This is a genomic window from Ruegeria sp. CDSA034 (assembly GCF_059612275.1).
In genome coordinates this window covers 56,688-73,706 of record NZ_JBXWQH010000002.1, presented here as the reverse complement: position 1 = coordinate 73,706, position 17,019 = coordinate 56,688, and the positions used below count along the sequence as shown (strand labels likewise).

At 57.2% G+C, this 17,019-nt stretch carries 20 protein-coding genes and 1 tRNA gene; 11 read left to right on the top strand and 10 right to left on the bottom strand.

All coding sequences use genetic code 11. From position 1 onward, the window contains the following. The first annotated feature begins 75 nt into the window (after window positions 1-75). From AC2FLJ_RS04250 to AC2FLJ_RS04240, 3 genes are all read left to right on the top strand, one after another. Complete coding sequence (locus AC2FLJ_RS04250; RefSeq protein WP_282119200.1) at window positions 76-1,635, top strand: trimethylamine methyltransferase family protein; 1,560 nt, start codon at window positions 76-78, stop codon at window positions 1,633-1,635. A gap of 120 nt (window positions 1,636-1,755) precedes the next feature. Next, a complete protein-coding gene (locus AC2FLJ_RS04245; protein WP_496704534.1) occupies window positions 1,756-2,343 on the top strand; it encodes a heme NO-binding domain-containing protein in 588 nt (195 codons plus the stop codon). Next, the gene (locus tag AC2FLJ_RS04240; RefSeq protein WP_496704532.1) at window positions 2,340-3,350 is read left to right on the top strand and encodes a diguanylate cyclase domain-containing protein; all 1,011 of its coding nucleotides are present in this window, start codon (window positions 2,340-2,342) and stop codon (window positions 3,348-3,350) included. Before AC2FLJ_RS04245 ends, AC2FLJ_RS04240 begins: the two co-directional genes overlap by 4 nt. 31 nt (window positions 3,351-3,381) lie before the next feature. On the opposite strand, the gene AC2FLJ_RS04235 is transcribed toward AC2FLJ_RS04240, so the two are convergent. The 8 genes from AC2FLJ_RS04235 to AC2FLJ_RS04200 all read right to left on the bottom strand — a co-directional run bounded on the left by AC2FLJ_RS04235 (window position 3,382) and on the right by AC2FLJ_RS04200 (window position 11,019). Then, on the bottom strand, window positions 3,382-4,080 hold the full coding sequence (locus AC2FLJ_RS04235) for a sirohydrochlorin chelatase (RefSeq protein ID WP_496695786.1): 699 nt from the start codon (window positions 4,078-4,080) through the stop codon (window positions 3,382-3,384). A gap of 70 nt (window positions 4,081-4,150) precedes the next feature. Beyond that, a complete protein-coding gene (locus AC2FLJ_RS04230) occupies window positions 4,151-5,083 on the bottom strand; it encodes an AEC family transporter (protein ID WP_282119204.1) in 933 nt (310 codons plus the stop codon). A gap of 63 nt (window positions 5,084-5,146) precedes the next feature. Beyond that, the gene (locus AC2FLJ_RS04225; RefSeq protein WP_472723324.1) at window positions 5,147-5,944 is read right to left on the bottom strand and encodes an MBL fold metallo-hydrolase; all 798 of its coding nucleotides are present in this window, start codon (window positions 5,942-5,944) and stop codon (window positions 5,147-5,149) included. Then, window positions 5,941-6,747, bottom strand: coding sequence for a TatD family hydrolase (locus AC2FLJ_RS04220; protein WP_496704529.1), 807 nt, complete (start codon window positions 6,745-6,747; stop codon window positions 5,941-5,943). The genes AC2FLJ_RS04225 and AC2FLJ_RS04220 overlap by 4 nt, the downstream gene beginning before the upstream one ends. Further along, entirely contained in the window at window positions 6,744-7,865 is a 1,122-nt protein-coding gene (locus AC2FLJ_RS04215; protein ID WP_496704527.1) for a DNA polymerase III subunit delta', read from the bottom strand. Before AC2FLJ_RS04215 ends, AC2FLJ_RS04220 begins: the two co-directional genes overlap by 4 nt. A 7-nt stretch (window positions 7,866-7,872) precedes the next feature. Continuing rightward, window positions 7,873-8,499 carry a dTMP kinase gene (tmk, locus tag AC2FLJ_RS04210; protein WP_108861556.1) on the bottom strand — a complete coding sequence of 209 codons (627 nt, stop codon included), beginning with the start codon at window positions 8,497-8,499 and terminating at the stop codon, window positions 7,873-7,875. Then, window positions 8,496-9,662, bottom strand: a complete 1,167-nt coding sequence (locus AC2FLJ_RS04205) for a D-alanyl-D-alanine carboxypeptidase family protein (RefSeq protein ID WP_108861555.1) — start codon at window positions 9,660-9,662, stop codon at window positions 8,496-8,498. Before AC2FLJ_RS04205 ends, tmk begins: the two co-directional genes overlap by 4 nt. Before the next feature lie 16 nt (window positions 9,663-9,678). Continuing rightward, window positions 9,679-11,019, bottom strand: coding sequence for an SPOR domain-containing protein (locus AC2FLJ_RS04200; RefSeq protein ID WP_108861611.1), 1,341 nt, complete (start codon window positions 11,017-11,019; stop codon window positions 9,679-9,681). Window positions 11,020-11,221: 202 nt separating this feature from the next. On the opposite strand from AC2FLJ_RS04200, the gene AC2FLJ_RS04195 reads away from it, so the two are divergent. After that, window positions 11,222-11,311 (top strand) — tRNA-Ser (locus AC2FLJ_RS04195). A 568-nt stretch (window positions 11,312-11,879) separates the two neighbouring features. On the opposite strand, the gene AC2FLJ_RS04190 is transcribed toward AC2FLJ_RS04195, so the two are convergent. Together AC2FLJ_RS04190 and AC2FLJ_RS04185 are read right to left on the bottom strand one after the other, a co-directional pair. Next, window positions 11,880-12,098, bottom strand: coding sequence for a GDCCVxC domain-containing (seleno)protein (locus tag AC2FLJ_RS04190; protein ID WP_282170058.1), 219 nt, complete (start codon window positions 12,096-12,098; stop codon window positions 11,880-11,882). Between the two features lie 4 nt (window positions 12,099-12,102). Then, window positions 12,103-12,351 (bottom strand): hypothetical protein, encoded by a 249-nt coding sequence (locus AC2FLJ_RS04185; RefSeq protein ID WP_496704524.1) that lies wholly within the window; start codon window positions 12,349-12,351, stop codon window positions 12,103-12,105. Between the two features lie 171 nt (window positions 12,352-12,522). Between AC2FLJ_RS04185 and AC2FLJ_RS04180 the strand changes: the two genes are divergently transcribed. The 7 genes from AC2FLJ_RS04180 (at window position 12,523) to AC2FLJ_RS04150 (ending at window position 17,008) form a co-directional block, all read left to right on the top strand. Continuing rightward, entirely contained in the window at window positions 12,523-12,912 is a 390-nt protein-coding gene (locus AC2FLJ_RS04180) for a MerR family transcriptional regulator (protein ID WP_496704523.1), read from the top strand. 538 nt (window positions 12,913-13,450) lie between these two features. Further along, window positions 13,451-13,882 carry a c-type cytochrome gene (locus AC2FLJ_RS04175; RefSeq protein WP_496704522.1) on the top strand — a complete coding sequence of 144 codons (432 nt, stop codon included), beginning with the start codon at window positions 13,451-13,453 and terminating at the stop codon, window positions 13,880-13,882. Between the two features lie 11 nt (window positions 13,883-13,893). Then, on the top strand, window positions 13,894-14,235 hold the full coding sequence (locus AC2FLJ_RS04170; RefSeq protein ID WP_282120582.1) for a copper resistance CopC family protein: 342 nt from the start codon (window positions 13,894-13,896) through the stop codon (window positions 14,233-14,235). A gap of 2 nt (window positions 14,236-14,237) precedes the next feature. Further along, window positions 14,238-15,104, top strand: coding sequence for a CopD family protein (locus AC2FLJ_RS04165; RefSeq protein WP_496704521.1), 867 nt, complete (start codon window positions 14,238-14,240; stop codon window positions 15,102-15,104). A 77-nt stretch (window positions 15,105-15,181) separates the two neighbouring features. Continuing rightward, a complete protein-coding gene (locus tag AC2FLJ_RS04160; protein WP_496704944.1) occupies window positions 15,182-15,550 on the top strand; it encodes a c-type cytochrome in 369 nt (122 codons plus the stop codon). 363 nt (window positions 15,551-15,913) lie between these two features. Then, complete coding sequence (locus tag AC2FLJ_RS04155; protein WP_496704520.1) at window positions 15,914-16,231, top strand: hypothetical protein; 318 nt, start codon at window positions 15,914-15,916, stop codon at window positions 16,229-16,231. Between the two features lie 60 nt (window positions 16,232-16,291). Continuing rightward, on the top strand, window positions 16,292-17,008 hold the full coding sequence (locus AC2FLJ_RS04150) for a HupE/UreJ family protein (protein WP_496704519.1): 717 nt from the start codon (window positions 16,292-16,294) through the stop codon (window positions 17,006-17,008). Window positions 17,009-17,019: the final 11 nt, after the last annotated feature.

The window sequence follows — 17,019 nt, the reverse complement described above, 5'->3', positions numbered from 1 at the left end:
ACCTTGTCGCAGACAGAGCGGCCACTGGGCCAACTTCAGGGCTTGCTTGAAGAAAGCAAGTTCCGGAGGGATCCAATGGCTGACACACAGACTCGCAAACGGCGCGGAGGGGGACGGGCAGGTGCGGCAGCGCGCAGGGGCAGCGCGGTGATCGACCAAATGCCGTGGAACCCGCCGATCAATACCGACAAACCCACCGAACCGCTAGACCAAGCTGGAATCGAAGCGATCCACGAGGGGGCCATGCGCATCCTCGAAGAGATCGGGATCGAGTTCTACAACGAAGAAGCCCTTGGCATCCTGAAAGAGGCAGGCTGTACGATCAATGGCGACAACGTTCGCATGGGTCGTGACTTTGTGATGGAAATGGTGGCCAAAGCGCCATCAAAGTTCACGATCACGCCGCGAAATCCTGACAAGACGATTGAAGTTGGTGGCAAAACCCTGTTGTTCGGGAACGTGTCTTCTCCTCCGAACTACTGGGATCTTGAGATTGGTACCAAGGTGGCCGGAAATCGCGAGATGTGCCGGAATTTGCTGAAGCTGACGCAGTACTTCAACTGCATCCACTTTGCGGGGGGCTATCCGGTCGAGCCGGTCGATATCCACGCCAGCGTCCGACATCTGGACGTGCTCTATGACAAGCTGACGCTGACCGACAAGGCGATGCATGCCTATTCGCTGGGTAAGGAACGCGTTGAGGACGTGATGGAGATGGTGCGGATCGCTGGAGGTCACAGCCATGAAGAGTTCGAAGCGACCCCGCGGATGTATACCAACATCAACTCGACCTCACCGTTGAAACACGACCATCCGATGATTGACGGCTGCCTGCGTCTTGCGCGGCGCGGGCAAGCAATTGTCGTGACGCCGTTCACATTGGCCGGTGCGATGGCGCCGGTTACGATGGCCGGTGCGGTTGCGCAATCCCTGGCTGAGGCGCTGTGCGCAATTGCGCTGTTCCAATATGTCCGGCCGGGAATTCCCTGTGTTATCGGGACGTTCACCTCCAACGTTGACATGAAATCCGGCGCACCTGCATTTGGAACGCCCGAATATATGCGCTCAACCCAGATGACCGGCCAAATGGCAAGATACTATGGTTTGCCGATGCGGTCTTCGGGCGTGTGTGCGGCGAACGTACCCGATGGGCAAGCTGTTTGGGAGACGTCGAACTCACTTTGGGCTGCTGTGCAGTCGGGTACCAACATGGTGTATCACGCGGCGGGATGGCTTGAGGGCGGTCTGATTGCGAGCCCCGAAAAATTTATCATGGATTGTGAAATTCTGCAGCAAATCCAAAGGTATATGCAACCAGAAATTACAGCGACAGGCCCAGACGAAATCGCGCTGGATGCTATCAAGTCTGTCGGGAACGATGGCCATTTCTTTGGTATTCAACACACCCAGGACCGCTACACGACCGCATTCTACCAACCCTTCCTGAGTGATTGGAAAAACTATGAAGGTTGGGATGTGGCAGGTGGTATCTGGACGGCTGAGCGCGCCCACCACATGTTCAAGGAAATCGTAACCAGCTTTGAGCCCCCGCCGATAGATGACGGGATTCGCGAGGAGTTGGAGGACTTTGTAGCCCGCCGAAAGGCCGAGGGTGGCGCGCCGACGGATTTCTAATGTAACAACAGTGACTTCCAGATTAAGACTCTGTCGGATTGCCGTCAATACAACGTGTTTTTTGGCTATTTGTTAAGGATTATCTGTCCAGATTGGGGCGTAACCAATTTGGGGCATCTCATGCATGGTCTGATCAATCGGGCAATACAATCATTTGTTTGCGCGACTTATGGACAACCCTGCTGGCTGCGGGTGACCGAGGCTGCGCGCCTGGGTTTTGCCGAGTTTGAGGCAATGCTGCTTTATGACGACGCCATGACCGCGCAGGTTTTGGACGTGTTATGTGCTGACCTGAATCGTCCACGGGCCGAGATACTGGAGGATCTTGGGACCTATCTGGTGTCGCACCCCAATATGGAAGATTTGCGCCGACTGCTTCGGTTCGGCGGTGTGACATATGTCGAATTCCTGCACTCGCTGGATGACTTATCGGATCGTGCCCGCCTTGCAGTATCTGATCTGCGTCTGCCAATGCTGGAGTTGTGTGAGGTGTCACCGGCAGAATATCACTTGTACTGCTACCCCGGCCTGCCAGGCTATTCCAGCGTGATGGTCGGCGTATTACGGGCAATTGCAGACGATTATGGAGCATTGGCCATGTTGTCGCATGAAGGGCAGCAGGCCGACGCCGAGGTCATCACGATTGCCCTTGTAGAAAGCGCCTTTGCCGAAGGGCGTCATTTCGATCTTGGGGCGCGCAAGTCATGATGCAAGCCTCTGAACTCTCAGCTCTTTTGGACACGTTGTGCCCCATGTTCGTGATGGTGGATGACAAGGGCATGATCGTAAACGCAGGACCAACGCTGCAAAAGCTCCGTCCGGACCATCCGATGCAGGGGCGCGATTTTCTGGACGTTTTTGAACTTGTGCGACCGCGAACAATAACAACGATTTCCACGCTGTTATCTCTGACCGGTGGCAAAGTACATCTGAAATTTCACGACGAGCCTCGGACCGCGCTGACCGGGCTAATCGCGCCCTTGCCAAAGGGGAACGGGGCCATCATCAACCTGTCCTTCGGGATTTCGATACTGGATGCAGTTCGTGACTATGCCCTGACTAGCGCGGATTTCTCTGGCACGGATCTGGCGATCGAACTGCTGTACTTGGTTGAGGCGAAAACAGCCGCGATGGAGGCATCGCGCTCACTGAACCTGCGACTGCAGGGAGCTATGCTGGCCGCTGAAGAACAGGCGGTGACAGACATGTTGACGGGGTTGAAAAACCGCCGTGCGATGGATGTGGTTCTCGGCCACCTGATCTCGGCCAATTGCGCTTTTGCGCTTATGCATCTGGACTTGGATTTCTTCAAAAGTGTCAACGACCGCCTTGGCCATGCGGCGGGGGACTTTGTGTTGCAACAGGCCGCATGCATTATGGAGGAAGAAACACGAACTGAGGACACGGTCGCCCGGATCGGTGGTGATGAGTTTGTTATCATTTTTAAAGGTCTGGTCGACGAAAGTGTCCTGTCTGAAATAGCGGGGCGCCTGATCAGCAGGCTATGCCAACCCATGATGTTTCAGGGTGCCCAGTGTAAGATTTCAGCCAGCATCGGAACGGCTCTGTCCACGCAATTTGGCACGCCGGATGCGGCAGAGCTGCTGAATGCAGCGGATCAGGCGCTGTACGAGGCAAAGCGGCAGGGACGGTCGCGGCATTGTCTGTACTCGGCACTTGCGGCCTCTGGGCTGAAACCGGCCAGTTCACAATGACTTCTAATTCCGCGCGGGGCGGGTATTTAAGTTAATCCAGCGCAATAGCTCGTGTCAGAATTTCCGCAATATTGCGCTTGATCGGGGGAAGATCTCCGACAACCGGCATCACGTGGCCTTTGAACCGCGCTCGCTCTAGCTCCTGTGGCACGTCCTCCAAAACATGCCCGCCGGTGCAGGCAAAGAAGGGTAGGCACAGAGAGTGATCGCCAGCCCCGGTCGCGGCTTCGGCAATGGACGGGGCCTCTTCCACAAACCCGACGCGGATGGATTGGAAGGTCATGCACCGGGCCAGTTCCCTGGAAAACTCAATGGCGACAGCTGATGGATTGCGGCTACGGCCCGATCCATGTGCCGCCAGAACCAGATCCGTTTTGTCCGCGTCCCACCCCTTGCCCGATAGCGCATCCAGCAATGCGCCCGCAGCCAAAGCGGGGAGTTCTGGGTCAACGCCCAACGGGTCCAGAATTTGGATGTTTCTATCACCCAGACGCTTGGGCAGCGCACGTGTCACGAACCACCCCTTGGCCATAAAAAGGGGATAGATGACAGTGTCGTCGGGCAGTTCATCCAAACGAGCCTCCAGCATTCCAGGCGCAGCAAGCGTAGCTGAATGAACGCTGACGCCATCGCAATACGCATCGACCTCTGCCGCATAGGAAGCTAGCGCCGCTTCGGCAGGGGCCGGGTCCGAGGGTTGGCCGTGGGCGACGATCAGGGCGTGCGGCATTTAGGAGTATCCTGTGGCTTTTCAGTTAGGTGTGTCCGGCTGGTGCAAAGTCAATCCGTGGGACGTCACGCTATCCCAATAATGTCAGCCAAAGCCAGACTGTCAGGATCGAGACGCCGGTTCCGACCAGAACGGACGAGGCCGCGACCCGTTTTGCCCGTCCGTACATATTGGCAAAGATGTAAGCATTAAAACCGGGAGCCATCGCTGCCGTCAGCACGCCCGAGCGGAACAGGTCTTGCGGCAGACCAACTGTTGAGCCGAATAACCAGACAAGACTGGGATGCAGCATTAGTGAAATCGCGCAGACAAAGGCGATGGCGCGCAGGTCACCTTCGGGCTTGTACTTCACAAGCACTCCGCCAAGCGCGAACAGCGCCCCGGGCAGGGCGGCGCGAGTCACAAGGCCCAGCGCTTCGTCCACGACCGCAGGTATGCCAATACCTGACAGGTTCACGGCAAAACCCAGCGCGATGCCAAGGATCAGTGCGTTGCGGAACATGGCCGACAAGATGGATTTGACCATGCGGGGGCCACCTTGGCCGCGATTTCGAATAACCTCCATCACCGTGATGCCAACGCCGTAGCAAAAGGGTGAATGGAAGGCGATGATCGCATAGTTGCCGGTCAGGTTTTCGGGGCCATAGGCGCGTTCGGTAATAGGCAGTCCCAAAAGGACAGAGTTCGAGAACAGACAGCAAAACCCGATGGCAACGCAATCTTCCCAATCCCGGCCAAAGATCAACCGTGCACCGAACAGACCAGCAGTGAAACACAGGCCAGCTGCTGAGTAGAAGCTGATCAGAAGCCGGGGATCAAAACTAGCGCTTAGATCCAGATGCGAGATTGCAAGGAACAGAAGGCATGGGATTGCAAAGCCCTGGGTGAACTTCATCAATCCATCGATGTGAATTTCCTTGAAATACCCCAACCGGGTCGAGGCATAACCTGCCCCGATCACAAGGAAAACCGGTAGAATGACGTCGATCAGACTTTGAAGCATGGCACCGCTTTGCAGGCTGGGCCGACGCAAAATTGCTGCGTCCCAGGTCGGTTGCGTGGGGTCTTAGAGCGCCTGATGGATCACCATTCCGTCATAGGCTGGGGTGATGTTGTCGGCAGTTTCTGCATCAACCGTGGCATAGTCCAGATCGATATGCATGTTGGTCAGAACCGCGCGCTTGGGGTTCAGTTGTTCGATCCAGCCCAGGGTCCTTTCCAGATGCGCATGGGTCGGGTGAGGTTTCCGACGTAGCGCGTCGATGACCAGGCAATCCAACCCTTCCATCATCGGCCAGGCCTCTTCGTAGATTTCCGCCACATCCGGCAGGTACGCCAGGTTGCCCATCCGGAAACCAAGCGAGTCGATCGAGCCGTGGTTGACTTTGAATGGCTGGAACGGGATCGGGCCGCCGGGGCCGTCCACCTCGAACGGGCCGTCGATGGACTTCAGGTCAAGGATCGGCGGGTAGGGTGAACCTTCGGGCTGGACAAAGGCGTAACCGAACCGTCCCAACAAGGCGTTCTGCGTGTCGCCATCGGCCCACACGGGCACGCGCTCGCGCATATTGAACACAATCATACGCAGGTCATCGATGCCGTGGACGTGATCGGCGTGCGAATGGGTGTAGATAACTCCATCCAGACGTCCGGTCCCGCTGTCGAGCAATTGGCTGCGCATGTCGGGGGAGGTGTCGATCAGCACCGAGGTTGTACCGTCCGGGCCGTCCCGTTCCACCAGCAATGAACAGCGGCGACGGATGTTTTTGGGGTTCTTGGGGTCGCAATCGCCCCAGTGCCCGCCCAGCCGGGGGACGCCGCCGGATGATCCGCAGCCAAGGATGGTGCATCGCAATTCGGTCATGCAGCCGCCTTGTAGGTCGCTGCTTTGGTGAACAACCGGTCAAAATTTGCCTGCGTATGGGCAGCAAAATCGGCGTAGTCCATCCCAAACACCTCGGCCCCTTTGCGCGCTGTGTGGGCGGTATAGGCGGGCTCGTTCCGTTTGCCGCGATACGGGGGGGGGGCCAGGTATGGCGCGTCGGTTTCAACAAGGATGCGGTCGACCGGGGCGCTGGCAAAGATATCGCGAAGCTCTTGGCTTTTGGGAAAGGCCGCGATGCCGGACATCGACAAGTAGAACCCCAGTTCAAGGGCGGCTTTGGCCAGTTCGGCAGAAGATGAAAAGCAGTGCATCACGCAGGAATAGGGCGCGTTGCGGTGTTCCTGGGCCAGAATGCGGGCCATGTCGTCATCGGCGGCACGGGCGTGAATGATCAAAGGCAGGCCAGTGCGTTGGGCAGCCTCAATATGCACCCGCAAGGATTGCTTCTGCACCGCTGCGCTGTCGGCGGTATAGTGATAATCCAGCCCGGTTTCGCCGATACCTACAAATTTGGGGTGCCGGGACAAGGCGACGAGTTCATCGACCGATGCCATCGGCTCATCAGCGGCACTCATCGGGTGCGTTCCAGCCGCGTAGAAGACCGGCGCGTGGGTTTCGGCGATGGCGCGGACGGTTGGTTCGTTCCGCAAGCGGGTGCAAATTGTTACCATGCGGGTCACGCCAGCCTCGGTAGCATTGGCCACGATCTGATCCAGCTGACCTTCGAAATCGGGGAAGTCCAGATGGCAATGGCTGTCGGTGATTTCGGGCGTATTGCTCATCTGCTCTGACCGGCGGTTTCCTGTATCTTGAACACCGTATCTAGGACCAGAGCGGCAGGGTCAAGGTTCACCGCCTGCCCATGACGCGCACGTGCGGTGATCACTGCAGCGACCTCTGCCCATTTGCGGGCCTGCTGCGGTGAGGCAGACAGGCGGGCAAGGGTTTCTGCCTCGTTCGGAGCGGCCTCGGGCATCGGGGCCGCGCCGGTTGCACCGGTCAGCGCAAGCCGGGACAGGGCGACGTCGATCAACGTCAGTAACAGTTCAAACCGCTCGGCCGCGCCACGTTGGGCAGCAGTCTCGGCCAAGGCAAGCGCGCGCTGACGGTCCATTCGGGGCAGGGTGCCCAGAATGGCGATCAGCTCGGCGTAAATCTCAAGCCCGCCCAAGTTTATCAGGCGCACCGCATCACCCACGGACCCGGCAGCCAGTGCAGCCAAATGATCCACCTGTCCCGGCATTTCTGTGCCGGTCTGCATCAGCGCGGCTTCCATATTCTCAGATCCCAGCGGAGACAGGCGCAGTGTCCGGCACCGCGACCGGATTGTCGGCAACAGACGCGACGGCTGGTGCGAGATCAGCAGCAGGGTGGTGCGGGCCGGGGGCTCCTCGAGCATTTTCAACAGCGCGTTGGCGGCGCTGACATTCATCTCATCCGCGGCATCCACAATCACAACGCGGCGACCACCGTCAGTCGAGGAAAGGCCGAAGAACTTGCCAAGCTTGCGGATATCATCAACCACAATCTCATTACGCAACCGCCCCTGATCGTTCAGAGATCGGGTAATTGCGGCCAAGCCGGGCTCGGCCCCAGCCTGAATACGGTGCGCGACGGGGTGTTCAGGATCGATCTCAAGGCTATCGGGCGGTGGCGGTGCACCAAATAGCCCGTCATCCTCAGTCGGAGGTGTTGCCAGTAGAAATCGCGCGATCCGCCAGGCCAGCGTCGCCTTGCCGACCCCACGTGGACCAGTAATCAACCAGCCGTGGTGCAGACGTTCAGAGGTATAGGCACTTAGAAAAGCCTGTTCCGCCGCGTCCTGACCAAACAGGCGCAGTGTCTCGCGCGGGTGTGGGGCACCGGGTGCCTGATCCGGGGTTGGGGTGTCGTCGCTCATCTATCGTCTATCGCAAAGCTTGCAGAACGATATCTGTCACATCCTGTGCAACACTGTCCATGTCCCGGTTACCATCAACCACGCGGAAACGGTCGGAATACTCATCCGCAAGGGCCAGAAACCCTGCACGCATCTGTTGTTGCAGATCCAGCCCGAAATCTTCGAACCGTTCTTCTGTTCCCTGACGCCCCTTGGCGCGGGACAGCCCGGTTTCGGGGTCCATGTCGATCAAAACGGTCATGTCGGGTTCGCGCCCGATCATCAGGTCGTGCAATTGATCGACCAATCCCCGCAGATCGCCGCGCGACAGGCCCTGATACATGCGGGTGCTGTCGGCGAAGCGGTCGCAGATCACGACTTTGCCCTCGGCCAGCGCTGGCCTGATCGTGCGTTCCAAATGATCCCGGCGGGCCGCCGTAAACAGCAGGATTTCCGTCTCTGCAGACCAGCGATCCGGGTCACCTTCCAGAACAAGGCTTCGGATCTCTTCAGCGCCTGCAGATCCTCCGGGCTCGCGGGTCAGAACGACATCGTAACCGAGGCCACGCAAATGTTCGGCAAGCATTCGTGCTTGTGATGATTTTCCAGACCCGTCAATACCTTCGAAGGTCAGAAACAACCCTGCCTTCGTCACATCGCCTCCAGCGGATTGCCGATCACGTCTTCTAGAACAATACCGCCAACGGTTTTCATGCGCACGACAAAGCCGCCTACAGGCACGTCTTTGGCCGCGAACAGTGGGCGACGGATTTCGGGCAATCCTTCGGGTGTGATCACCAGCTCAGCCAGTTTCTGCCCCTTTTCCACAGGCGCGTTGATCGGACCTTCGTAGACGACCTCAGCTTTGACGTCCTTGTCATTGAGAACTGGGAACAACAAGGTCAGATCCCCTTCGGGCACCAGCCCAACAGTTTTTTCGGCGCCCATCCAAATCTGGGCTTCGGCTATCGGCGTTTCGGCGTCGGCAATGGTCCTCTCGACAAAATTGCGAAACGACCAGTTAACCACGGCCTCAGCCTCCTCTGCGCGACGGGCGGTGCTATCGAGGCCGGTCAGGACAAAGACAACCCGACGGTCGCCTTGCTTGGCCGAGCCGACAAGGCCGTAACCCGCCTCTTGCGTGTGCCCGGTTTTCAGGCCGTCGGCCCCGATCCCCAGTTTCAGCAGCGGATTGCGGTTACGTTTGTTAGACGGCGCACGGCCATCAAACTCAAACTCTTCTTCAGCGAACAGTGGGTAGTATTCGGGGAAGTCGCTGATCAGCCGGTTGGCTAATACGGCAAGGTCATGGACCGACATCATGTGGCCCGCCGCCGGCCATCCGTTCGAGTTGGCGAAGTTCGAGTTGTCCATGCCCATCTGTTTGGCGCGCTGTGTCATGTAGCGGGCAAACCCGGCCTCGGTCCCATCGGGGCTTAGCGCCTCGGCAATCACCACACATGCGTCGTTACCAGACAAAACGATGATGCCACGCAGCAGATCTTCGACGCTGACACGATCCTGCGTGTTCAGGAACATGGTCGACCCACCATAGCTCATGGCGTGTTCCGACACGGGCAAGGTTTCCCCCAGGGTCAGGCGGCCATCGCGCAGCGCCTCAAACGCGACGTAGAGCGTCATCAGTTTGGACATCGACGCAGGCGGCAGGGGCTGGTCTGCTTCTTTCGACAGCAGAACCGTTCCGGTCGTCTGATCGATCACATAGGCCGCGCGGGCGGTTGTGTCGAAAGCGTGGGCGGGCAGGGCAAACAGCGCCAGCCCGAGGGTCAAAACAGATGATCGCAGTGAGGACAGCATGGGGGCCTCCTAGGTTTCAATTTTTGACGGTGAACGCGTCGTTAAAGCCCAGGTCTTTGACATCGCGCTGCATGGCATTGCGTTCCGAGCGCGACGTGGCTGGGCCGACTAGGACCCTCCAGACCGTTTTGCCGTCCGAGGTTAGTTCTCGCACCTCGGCAGGCATTCCGTTGCGGCGGATCTTGTTGGCAGCGCTATTGGCGTTGGTTTCAACCCCGAAAGTGCCGACCTGGACGAACGGTTTTGACAAGGACGATACCGAAGCCGCCGTAGCTGCCGATGCGTCCGCTGTTGCGGCAGAGGGGGGGCTGGCCGGTGTGGGTTCTGCCGCGTCAATCGCCGCAGCCGCGCCCGCTATAGGGTCCAGCGGCGTTTCGGTGATTTCATCGGGCTTTTTCTTCTGCCACCATTTACGTTTGGCCGGTTGTTCAGTCGGGGGGGTAACCTCTGGATCCACCAGTGAAGCCGATGATGTTGCTTCTGCCGTCGTTTCGACCACCTCAGTCGCTGTGTCGGTCGCCGTATCGGTCGCGGCATCAGCGGCCACGGCCGCCGTGGCTGGTTTCTTGCGCTGCCACCATTTGGGCTTGGCCGGTACTTCCGTCTCTGTGACGGTTTCGACCGCCTCGGCGGCTGTTTCCGCCGCTGTGTCGGTTGCCGTGTCGGTCGCGGCATCTGCGGCTACAGCAGCCGCAGTCGCGGCACCGGCCGCCGCTGCAGGTTTTTTGCGTTGCCACCACTTGAGCTTGGCTGGCTGTTCAGCTTCTGCGGCCTCACTTTCGGCGATGTCGGTCTTGGGCTCATCCGCTGCTGCGGTTTGCGTTTCTTCGACAGGGATCTCTTCGGCTGCGGGCTTTTCTTCAACCGGCTCAGGTTTCGGTTCGGGCGCTTTGCGACGCAGGGCGACGACATCAACCTGTGTAGGTGCACCAGCCAGAATGCCCAGTTTTTCGGCTGCAGCAGAGGAAAGCTGCAGTTCAGGACCCGGCAGGTTTCTTTCGCGACGGAACAACGCGGCTGTGATCGTTTTATTATTTTTGGGGTTTTTGACGCGCACACGTTCGGGCTGTGTCACATCCGGGTGGGCAACCCATATTCCGCCCAAAGACGGGCGGCCGTCCCAAAGTCCGGGCTCAGACAGTTGAAACACCTCAGGCGCTTCGACATCATCTTTCGGGCTTCCGCTTGGAGTGGGGAAAAGGTCGGTCCGACCGTCTGGTGCGGATTCGGAGCTCTGGGTATCTGCCGAGACATTTTCGGGGGAAAGCACCTCATCGCAACCAGCCAAAACCACGGACACAACGGCCAAAGCCGCTAACGCTCGCGGATGTGCGCGTGTCTCTGTCGCTCGCTTCATCTTGTCATCCCTTGCCTGATTGGGCCTCGTTTCCCGAGACCCGCCGCCGATTGCTGGTTCTGTATTGCCAGCCTGCTTCGGTCTTTCCTGCAGATCATAACGCGGCCAAAGTGTCATGGAAAGACCGCAGCGGGCGCTTCGGCAAGAATTCCCTATTTGGTCTTGCCACCGGTTCGCGATGGCCTTAGACCCGGCCCCACGCGGGGAGGTGGCAGAGTGGTCGAATGCGGCGGTCTTGAAAACCGTTGAACGTGAGAGCGTTCCCAGGGTTCGAATCCCTGTCTCCCCGCCACTCACACCTGTCTCACTTCAGTTGTGTTTTCTGACCCGGAATTGTTCCGCAATTCCCGCGAGTTGGCGCATGCGCTTTCAATCAGAGACAGAGCGGTTCGTACATTCAGAGGACAATTCAGGCCCCAGTCTCAGTGCCGCATTTTGGCGGGGTCGCTTTGGGCTGGATTTCCCTGATACCCGGCAATTTACAGGGAATTTCTGCAAAACAAGTTTGGAACCCGAGATTCCTTTCGAAAGGGTGGTTCAATCTGGACGTAATATGGGCGCTGAGCCTGATTCTTGTGGGGTCGATTTCGCTGCTGTTTGTTCATTCTGCTGGCTAACAGCAATGCCAGGCTGAAAAGGCCGCGGAGCCGTAGTTTGGCTTAAACAGCAGCGAACGGTTGCTTTGTCCCGCAGAGTGGTCGTTCGGATGTACTGCAGCGAAGGTCCGCATCGAGCCCTAAATACCTCATGCTGCGCAAGCGCTGAATGACGGGTTTCTCGCGATCATTTACCGGGGCTGCAGTTGGGCAAATTGTCGAAATTCTCTGGTGACAAGTTCACCTAGCGAGCAACACGACACACTATCCGCAGCAGCCATCGCCCAGCTGAATTGGTGGGCAGGGAATGGTGGCAAAGGAACAGTAGACACAACAGTCGCCTTCCAACGGCTTCAAGACTGTTCTGCATGACTTACATTCATAGAACCACTGGCAGGCATCCGTAGGCATTTCTTCAGTTTCGCTGTGCCCACAGTTTGGGCAAGTCAGCGTGCTTTCAAGCACAACAGTTTGTTCCGTCATTGTCTCACATCTGCATAATCAAAAAATCGTTGATCCGAGCCTCATAGAATACGACGACCCAAGCCAAGCCGGTCATCACGGTCGCCCCCAAAAGCCACCATTTCAACTGCTTTTGGGAGCCGTGTTGGTAAGATACCAGCCAAGATACCGCGACGAGCGCGGTCGAAATTACCAACACGTAGTAGCTAGCCGCTGCGATCTTCCCAAAGATTGCCAGCCAACTGCCGCCCAATCCCAGCAGCATCATCGTCATGGGTAATACACAGCAAGTCGCCACGCCAAGTGCTGACAACGATCCTATGTAACTAAGTTTGAGCACCCTCTGCATTTTCGTTTTCAACAGTCCTTTTGCGCGGAGTTGTCTAAGTGACCCTGTCTCGTATAACTTCTGTAGCCACTACAGGATCAAGGTGGGAAGTCTCACATGTTTGCGATTGGGGAAGCATCCCGGCAAAGCGGTGTCGGCATTGAAACGATCCGCTACTACGAACGCGAAGGGATCGTTCCTAAACCGGAACGCGCTTCAAATAATCGGCGGATTTACTCCACGCAGGATATTGGACGGCTTCGGTTCCTAAAGAAATGCCGTGAACTGGGCTTTCCGCTTGCGGATGCGAGGACGCTCCTCGAGCTATCTGAAAGCGATGGCGATGATTGCCAATCTGTTAAGGACTTGGCTGAACAGCACGTCCTGAATGTGCGCAAAAAGATAAAGGAACTTGCGCGTTTGGAAGCGGCGTTGACTGAACTCACATCCAATTGCGACAGCGGGAATGCTTCCTGCCCTTTGCTTTCTCAATTGCGTACCGGGTAGTGGAACATCGGGTGTTGCGCGACCCTTTGGTACGCGCGTTGTGTTCGCTCAGCATCCGGGGTAGCCTCGCCACGTGACGTACCTTCGGCCAATAACCACGACACTTCTTACGGTTTGCCTGATCCTTGTTATGGGGCTTGGGAACGTCGCGCATGCGCTAGCTAGTGAGTGCGTTGGCGGGCATTGTATTGATCACATGGCCACAAGTGTTGAGGTGCAACACGCTAACCACGGGCTGGTCGCTCCTAGCGAAGACAGACAGCATGAACCGGACAGCACAGCACATGAAGGATGCAATCCTTTCCTGTGCAATGTTCTCGCGCTCACGGCGCAGGATTTCCAAACGACACCTAACCGATCCGTGATTGTAGCGGTATGGCAGGCCTCAAACCTCTCGACGCTCAATGAACCGGGCAACCCGGACAGACCACCTAACTCTTGAAACAGATTTCCAACGCTGTTCACGGGAGTGAACACGTTCCGGTGTGCTGCGATTTGTTTGCGGCACCACTCTGTTACATAAGGTTAGGACCAGTATATGAATCAAAAATATCTCCTGATTGGCACATGCGCCGTGGTAGCCATCGCTGCCTATATCACCCTACGTCCCGCCCCTGTTGAGGACGCAGCGCAATCGGCACCTACCGAGGGCAAGGCAATGGTGGCAATTCAGATGCCGCCTATCGAAGGAAATGCGGCCATCGGGCAGCGCATATTCGAAAACGCGTGTTCCGCATGCCACGGCAGCAACGCGGTAGGCGTTGAAGGCGCAGGGCCACCGCTGATCCATGTAATCTATGAACCCAGCCATCATGCAGACGAGTCCTTTCAACGCGCGGTCGCAATGGGCGTCAGAAGCCACCACTGGCAGTTTGGCAACATGCCTCCGGTTGAAGGCTTAACCCGCGGTGACGTGGCTATGGTCATCGACTATCTCCGCGAAATCCAGCGCGCTAATGGAATAAACTGAGGAATACCCCAATGAAAACGCTCAGCATAGTTGCATTGATCTCCACGCTTGTCACAAGCGCTTTTGCCCATTCGAGCGTGGACACCACCACACCCGAAAACGGCGCGACAGTTGCCGAAGTGCCCTCTGAGATCAGTTTCAATTTCGCGGATGATATTCGCCTGACAAAAGTCAACATGATCCACCAAGAGGCACATACCGTCGCACTCGATCTTGGAGGCCAGACAAGTTTTGGCCGCGCATTCGCGCTCCCGCTTCAAGGCATGGGCGAAGGCACGTATCGCATTGAATGGCGGGGCTTGGGTGCGGATGGGCACGCCATGCAGGGCGAATTCACCTTCACAGTGGACTGAGCATGCCCGATATCTGGGGAATAGGCGCGATTTTGTCCAAGCTGATGCTGTATGTCGGCATTAGTGGTGCGACCGGTCTTTTGATCATTCGGGCTGCTTTTGCCGAATTGGTGTCGCCTCTGGGTGATAGAATGCGTGGTCAGATTGCTCTGTTGGCGGGGCTTGCGCTTGCGGGCTCTTTCCTGGGGTTCATGCTGCGCGGTGCAGCCTTGACGGGCGGAGCTGATGGTATGACCGATCCAGAAATGCTCGGTCTGCTGTGGCAGACCTCGGTTGGCGACGTTCTCGTCTATCGGGTTGTCGGGACGGTATTGATGATCTTCGGGATATTCATACCCCTAGTCGGCCAATGGATCGCGCTTGCTGGTGGAATGATCGCCCTGTGGTCATTCGCCCAGATCGGGCATGTCCCCGAGTTGGAGATAACTGGCGTCCGTTTGCTATTGCTCTTGCACCTTCTGGGAGTTGCGTTTTGGGTCGGTATCCTTGGACCGTTGCGTACCCTGTCGCAACAGCCAGAGTATTTGAACAACGCGGCCATGTTGGGGCATCGGTTTGGACAGGCAGCTTCGATCATTGTCCCTGCGTTGATTTTGGCGGGACTGCTGATGGCCTGGATGTTGCTGGGCGATATGCGGGCGTTAATGACAACGGGTTATGGGAAAACCCTGCTGGTCAAACTTGCACTTGTGGGCGTGGTCCTGACGTTGGCAGCCGCAAACAAGCTCCGCTTCGTTCCGGCCATGCAGTCCGGGGATGATAATGCCGCCCGCCACTTGGCGCGCTCCATTGAAATCGAAACTGTGATCATTCTGATGGTCCTTGCAGCAACCGCAACACTCACCAGCGTTTTGACCCTACCGAACTGAGGTATCCCATGAACGTGCGGGACTTTTTGATCATCCCATTTTTCAGCTTCGCAACGGGTGTAACTGCTGGTCACGAAATGGACGACCGGGATTTGACCAATGGGGAGACCCTCTACGCCGAACAATGCGCTTCTTGTCATGGCGTCAATCTCGAAGGGCAGCCGGATTGGCAGACGCCTGACAACAACGGCATTCTGCCTGCGCCGCCCCATGACGAGACTGGGCATACATGGCACCACGACAACCAGCTTCTGTTCGAGTACACCCGGCTGGGTGGCGAGGCGGCGCTGGCAGCGCGTGGCGTCGACGGCTTTGCAAGTGGCATGCTCGGATTTAGTGATACCCTCACCGATGACGATATTTGGGATATTCTTGCCTATATCCGTTCCACTTGGCCTGAACGTGTTCAGGAAATTCAAGCAGGCCGCAACCCAGCGCATGACTAAGAAAGGCAACCTTCGCCACCTGGCGTTAAGGACATAGCCCCCATGTCGGGTTTTCGTGAAAAAGCTTTGCGCGCACGTCTTTGAGTGAAGGTCGGTGATGCGCGATGCAATCGAAAGCGATACTGACAAGACCACTAACCTGCACATCTGGCAGGTCGGCCCGGGATATTTTTCAATCATCGTCTAGGTCGCTTCAATAGTTCCAAGATCACCAGACGAATGCAAGAGCCTGATAGGTGGAATTGACCGCGTGGCAAACACTACGGTAGAAGTGAACAAATTCGTGGCAGCCGCATAAAGGCTGTAATCACCGGGCTGACAGATGTGATGAAACAGGCTTACGTGCACATTCAGAGAGTTGGCTTGGCTGCCCTCTTTCTGGCGTTGGTCGTTTGGTCCGTAACACCATCATTCTCGCATGCACCGGCGATTATTGAGACGATCCAAGACCATGTTGAAATGGTCGAGGATCATGGCCATTCGCACGGGTTCGAAAAAGACCTCTTTTGGGCGATGCACGGCCATAGCCACGACGTGGCGGATCATGATCACAAGCAGCCGTTTCTCGCCAGTGTTTCAGGCACCGCACCTGAATGGCACAGGGGCGAGGCATGGCGAAGGCTTACCTCAGCCCGCGGCCCTAATCGTCAGTTCCGAATAGATCGACCTCCGCGAACTTGATCGGCACCGCGCGGCTCACGCGCATCACCGATCAATCCAAATATTTAGCGGAGTTACTCCATGAGAACCTTCCATAAAGGCGTCAGACGCAATTCTAAACGTCTCGCGTTCTTCGTCCTGCCCATGTTGCTGCTATCGCCCAGCGCAGCATTGGCGCATGATGTTACGCCCGGCGATGCTGGATACATCCAAGAAATCTGGGGCGTGCACATCGTCCCCTTCATGTATCTCGGGGCTAAACATATGGTCACGGGCTACGACCACATCTTGTTCCTCCTTGGTGTCGTCTTCTTCCTCTATCGGTCGAAAGACGTTGCAGTCTACGTGAGCCTCTTTGCTATTGGCCACTCTATAACGATGCTCGCGGGAGTATGGTTCGGCTGGGGCATCAGCTCCTACATTGTGGATGCCATCATCGGGCTGTCCGTTGTCTACAAGGCGCTCGACAACCTAGGGGCCTATCAACGGTGGTTCGGCTTCCAGCCTAACACCAAGGCAGCGACTTTCATCTTCGGCCTGTTTCACGGCACCGGCTTAGCCACGAAAATACTGGACTACCAGATCGCACCAGACGGGCTGCTACCCAACCTCCTGGCATTCAATGTTGGCGTCGAGATCGGCCAACTTCTGGCACTCGCAGCGATCCTCATCGTCATGGGGCACTGGCGAAAGAGCGCCAAATTTTTCGAACAAGCCTACACCGTCAATGTCGTCATGATGACCATCGGTTTTGTGCTGATGGGATACCAACTGACCGGCTATTTCGTGGCCGCATAAGGAAAACCTCA

What these genes read in the sequence shown, in the direction of transcription:
- AC2FLJ_RS04205 (WP_108861555.1), bottom strand. Translation starts at nt 9,662, where the DNA reads ATGCTGTCCTCACTGCGATCATCTGTTTTGACCCTCGGGCTGGCGCTG.
- AC2FLJ_RS04245 (WP_496704534.1), top strand. Translation starts at nt 1,756, where the DNA reads ATGCATGGTCTGATCAATCGGGCAATACAATCATTTGTTTGCGCGACT.
- AC2FLJ_RS04215 (WP_496704527.1), bottom strand. Translation starts at nt 7,865, where the DNA reads ATGAGCGACGACACCCCAACCCCGGATCAGGCACCCGGTGCCCCACAC.
- AC2FLJ_RS04250 (WP_282119200.1), top strand. Translation starts at nt 76, where the DNA reads ATGGCTGACACACAGACTCGCAAACGGCGCGGAGGGGGACGGGCAGGT.
- AC2FLJ_RS04190 (WP_282170058.1), bottom strand. Translation starts at nt 12,098, where the DNA reads ATGACGGAACAAACTGTTGTGCTTGAAAGCACGCTGACTTGCCCAAAC.
- AC2FLJ_RS04235 (WP_496695786.1), bottom strand. Translation starts at nt 4,080, where the DNA reads ATGCCGCACGCCCTGATCGTCGCCCACGGCCAACCCTCGGACCCGGCC.
- AC2FLJ_RS04225 (WP_472723324.1), bottom strand. Translation starts at nt 5,944, where the DNA reads ATGACCGAATTGCGATGCACCATCCTTGGCTGCGGATCATCCGGCGGC.
- AC2FLJ_RS04230 (WP_282119204.1), bottom strand. Translation starts at nt 5,083, where the DNA reads ATGCTTCAAAGTCTGATCGACGTCATTCTACCGGTTTTCCTTGTGATC.
- AC2FLJ_RS04220 (WP_496704529.1), bottom strand. Translation starts at nt 6,747, where the DNA reads ATGAGCAATACGCCCGAAATCACCGACAGCCATTGCCATCTGGACTTC.
- AC2FLJ_RS04185 (WP_496704524.1), bottom strand. Translation starts at nt 12,351, where the DNA reads ATGACGATGATGCTGCTGGGATTGGGCGGCAGTTGGCTGGCAATCTTT.
- AC2FLJ_RS04160 (WP_496704944.1), top strand. Translation starts at nt 15,182, where the DNA reads ATGGACGACCGGGATTTGACCAATGGGGAGACCCTCTACGCCGAACAA.
- AC2FLJ_RS04240 (WP_496704532.1), top strand. Translation starts at nt 2,340, where the DNA reads ATGATGCAAGCCTCTGAACTCTCAGCTCTTTTGGACACGTTGTGCCCC.
- AC2FLJ_RS04165 (WP_496704521.1), top strand. Translation starts at nt 14,238, where the DNA reads ATGCCCGATATCTGGGGAATAGGCGCGATTTTGTCCAAGCTGATGCTG.
- AC2FLJ_RS04175 (WP_496704522.1), top strand. Translation starts at nt 13,451, where the DNA reads ATGAATCAAAAATATCTCCTGATTGGCACATGCGCCGTGGTAGCCATC.
- AC2FLJ_RS04180 (WP_496704523.1), top strand. Translation starts at nt 12,523, where the DNA reads ATGTTTGCGATTGGGGAAGCATCCCGGCAAAGCGGTGTCGGCATTGAA.
- AC2FLJ_RS04200 (WP_108861611.1), bottom strand. Translation starts at nt 11,019, where the DNA reads ATGAAGCGAGCGACAGAGACACGCGCACATCCGCGAGCGTTAGCGGCT.
- AC2FLJ_RS04170 (WP_282120582.1), top strand. Translation starts at nt 13,894, where the DNA reads ATGAAAACGCTCAGCATAGTTGCATTGATCTCCACGCTTGTCACAAGC.
- AC2FLJ_RS04150 (WP_496704519.1), top strand. Translation starts at nt 16,292, where the DNA reads ATGAGAACCTTCCATAAAGGCGTCAGACGCAATTCTAAACGTCTCGCG.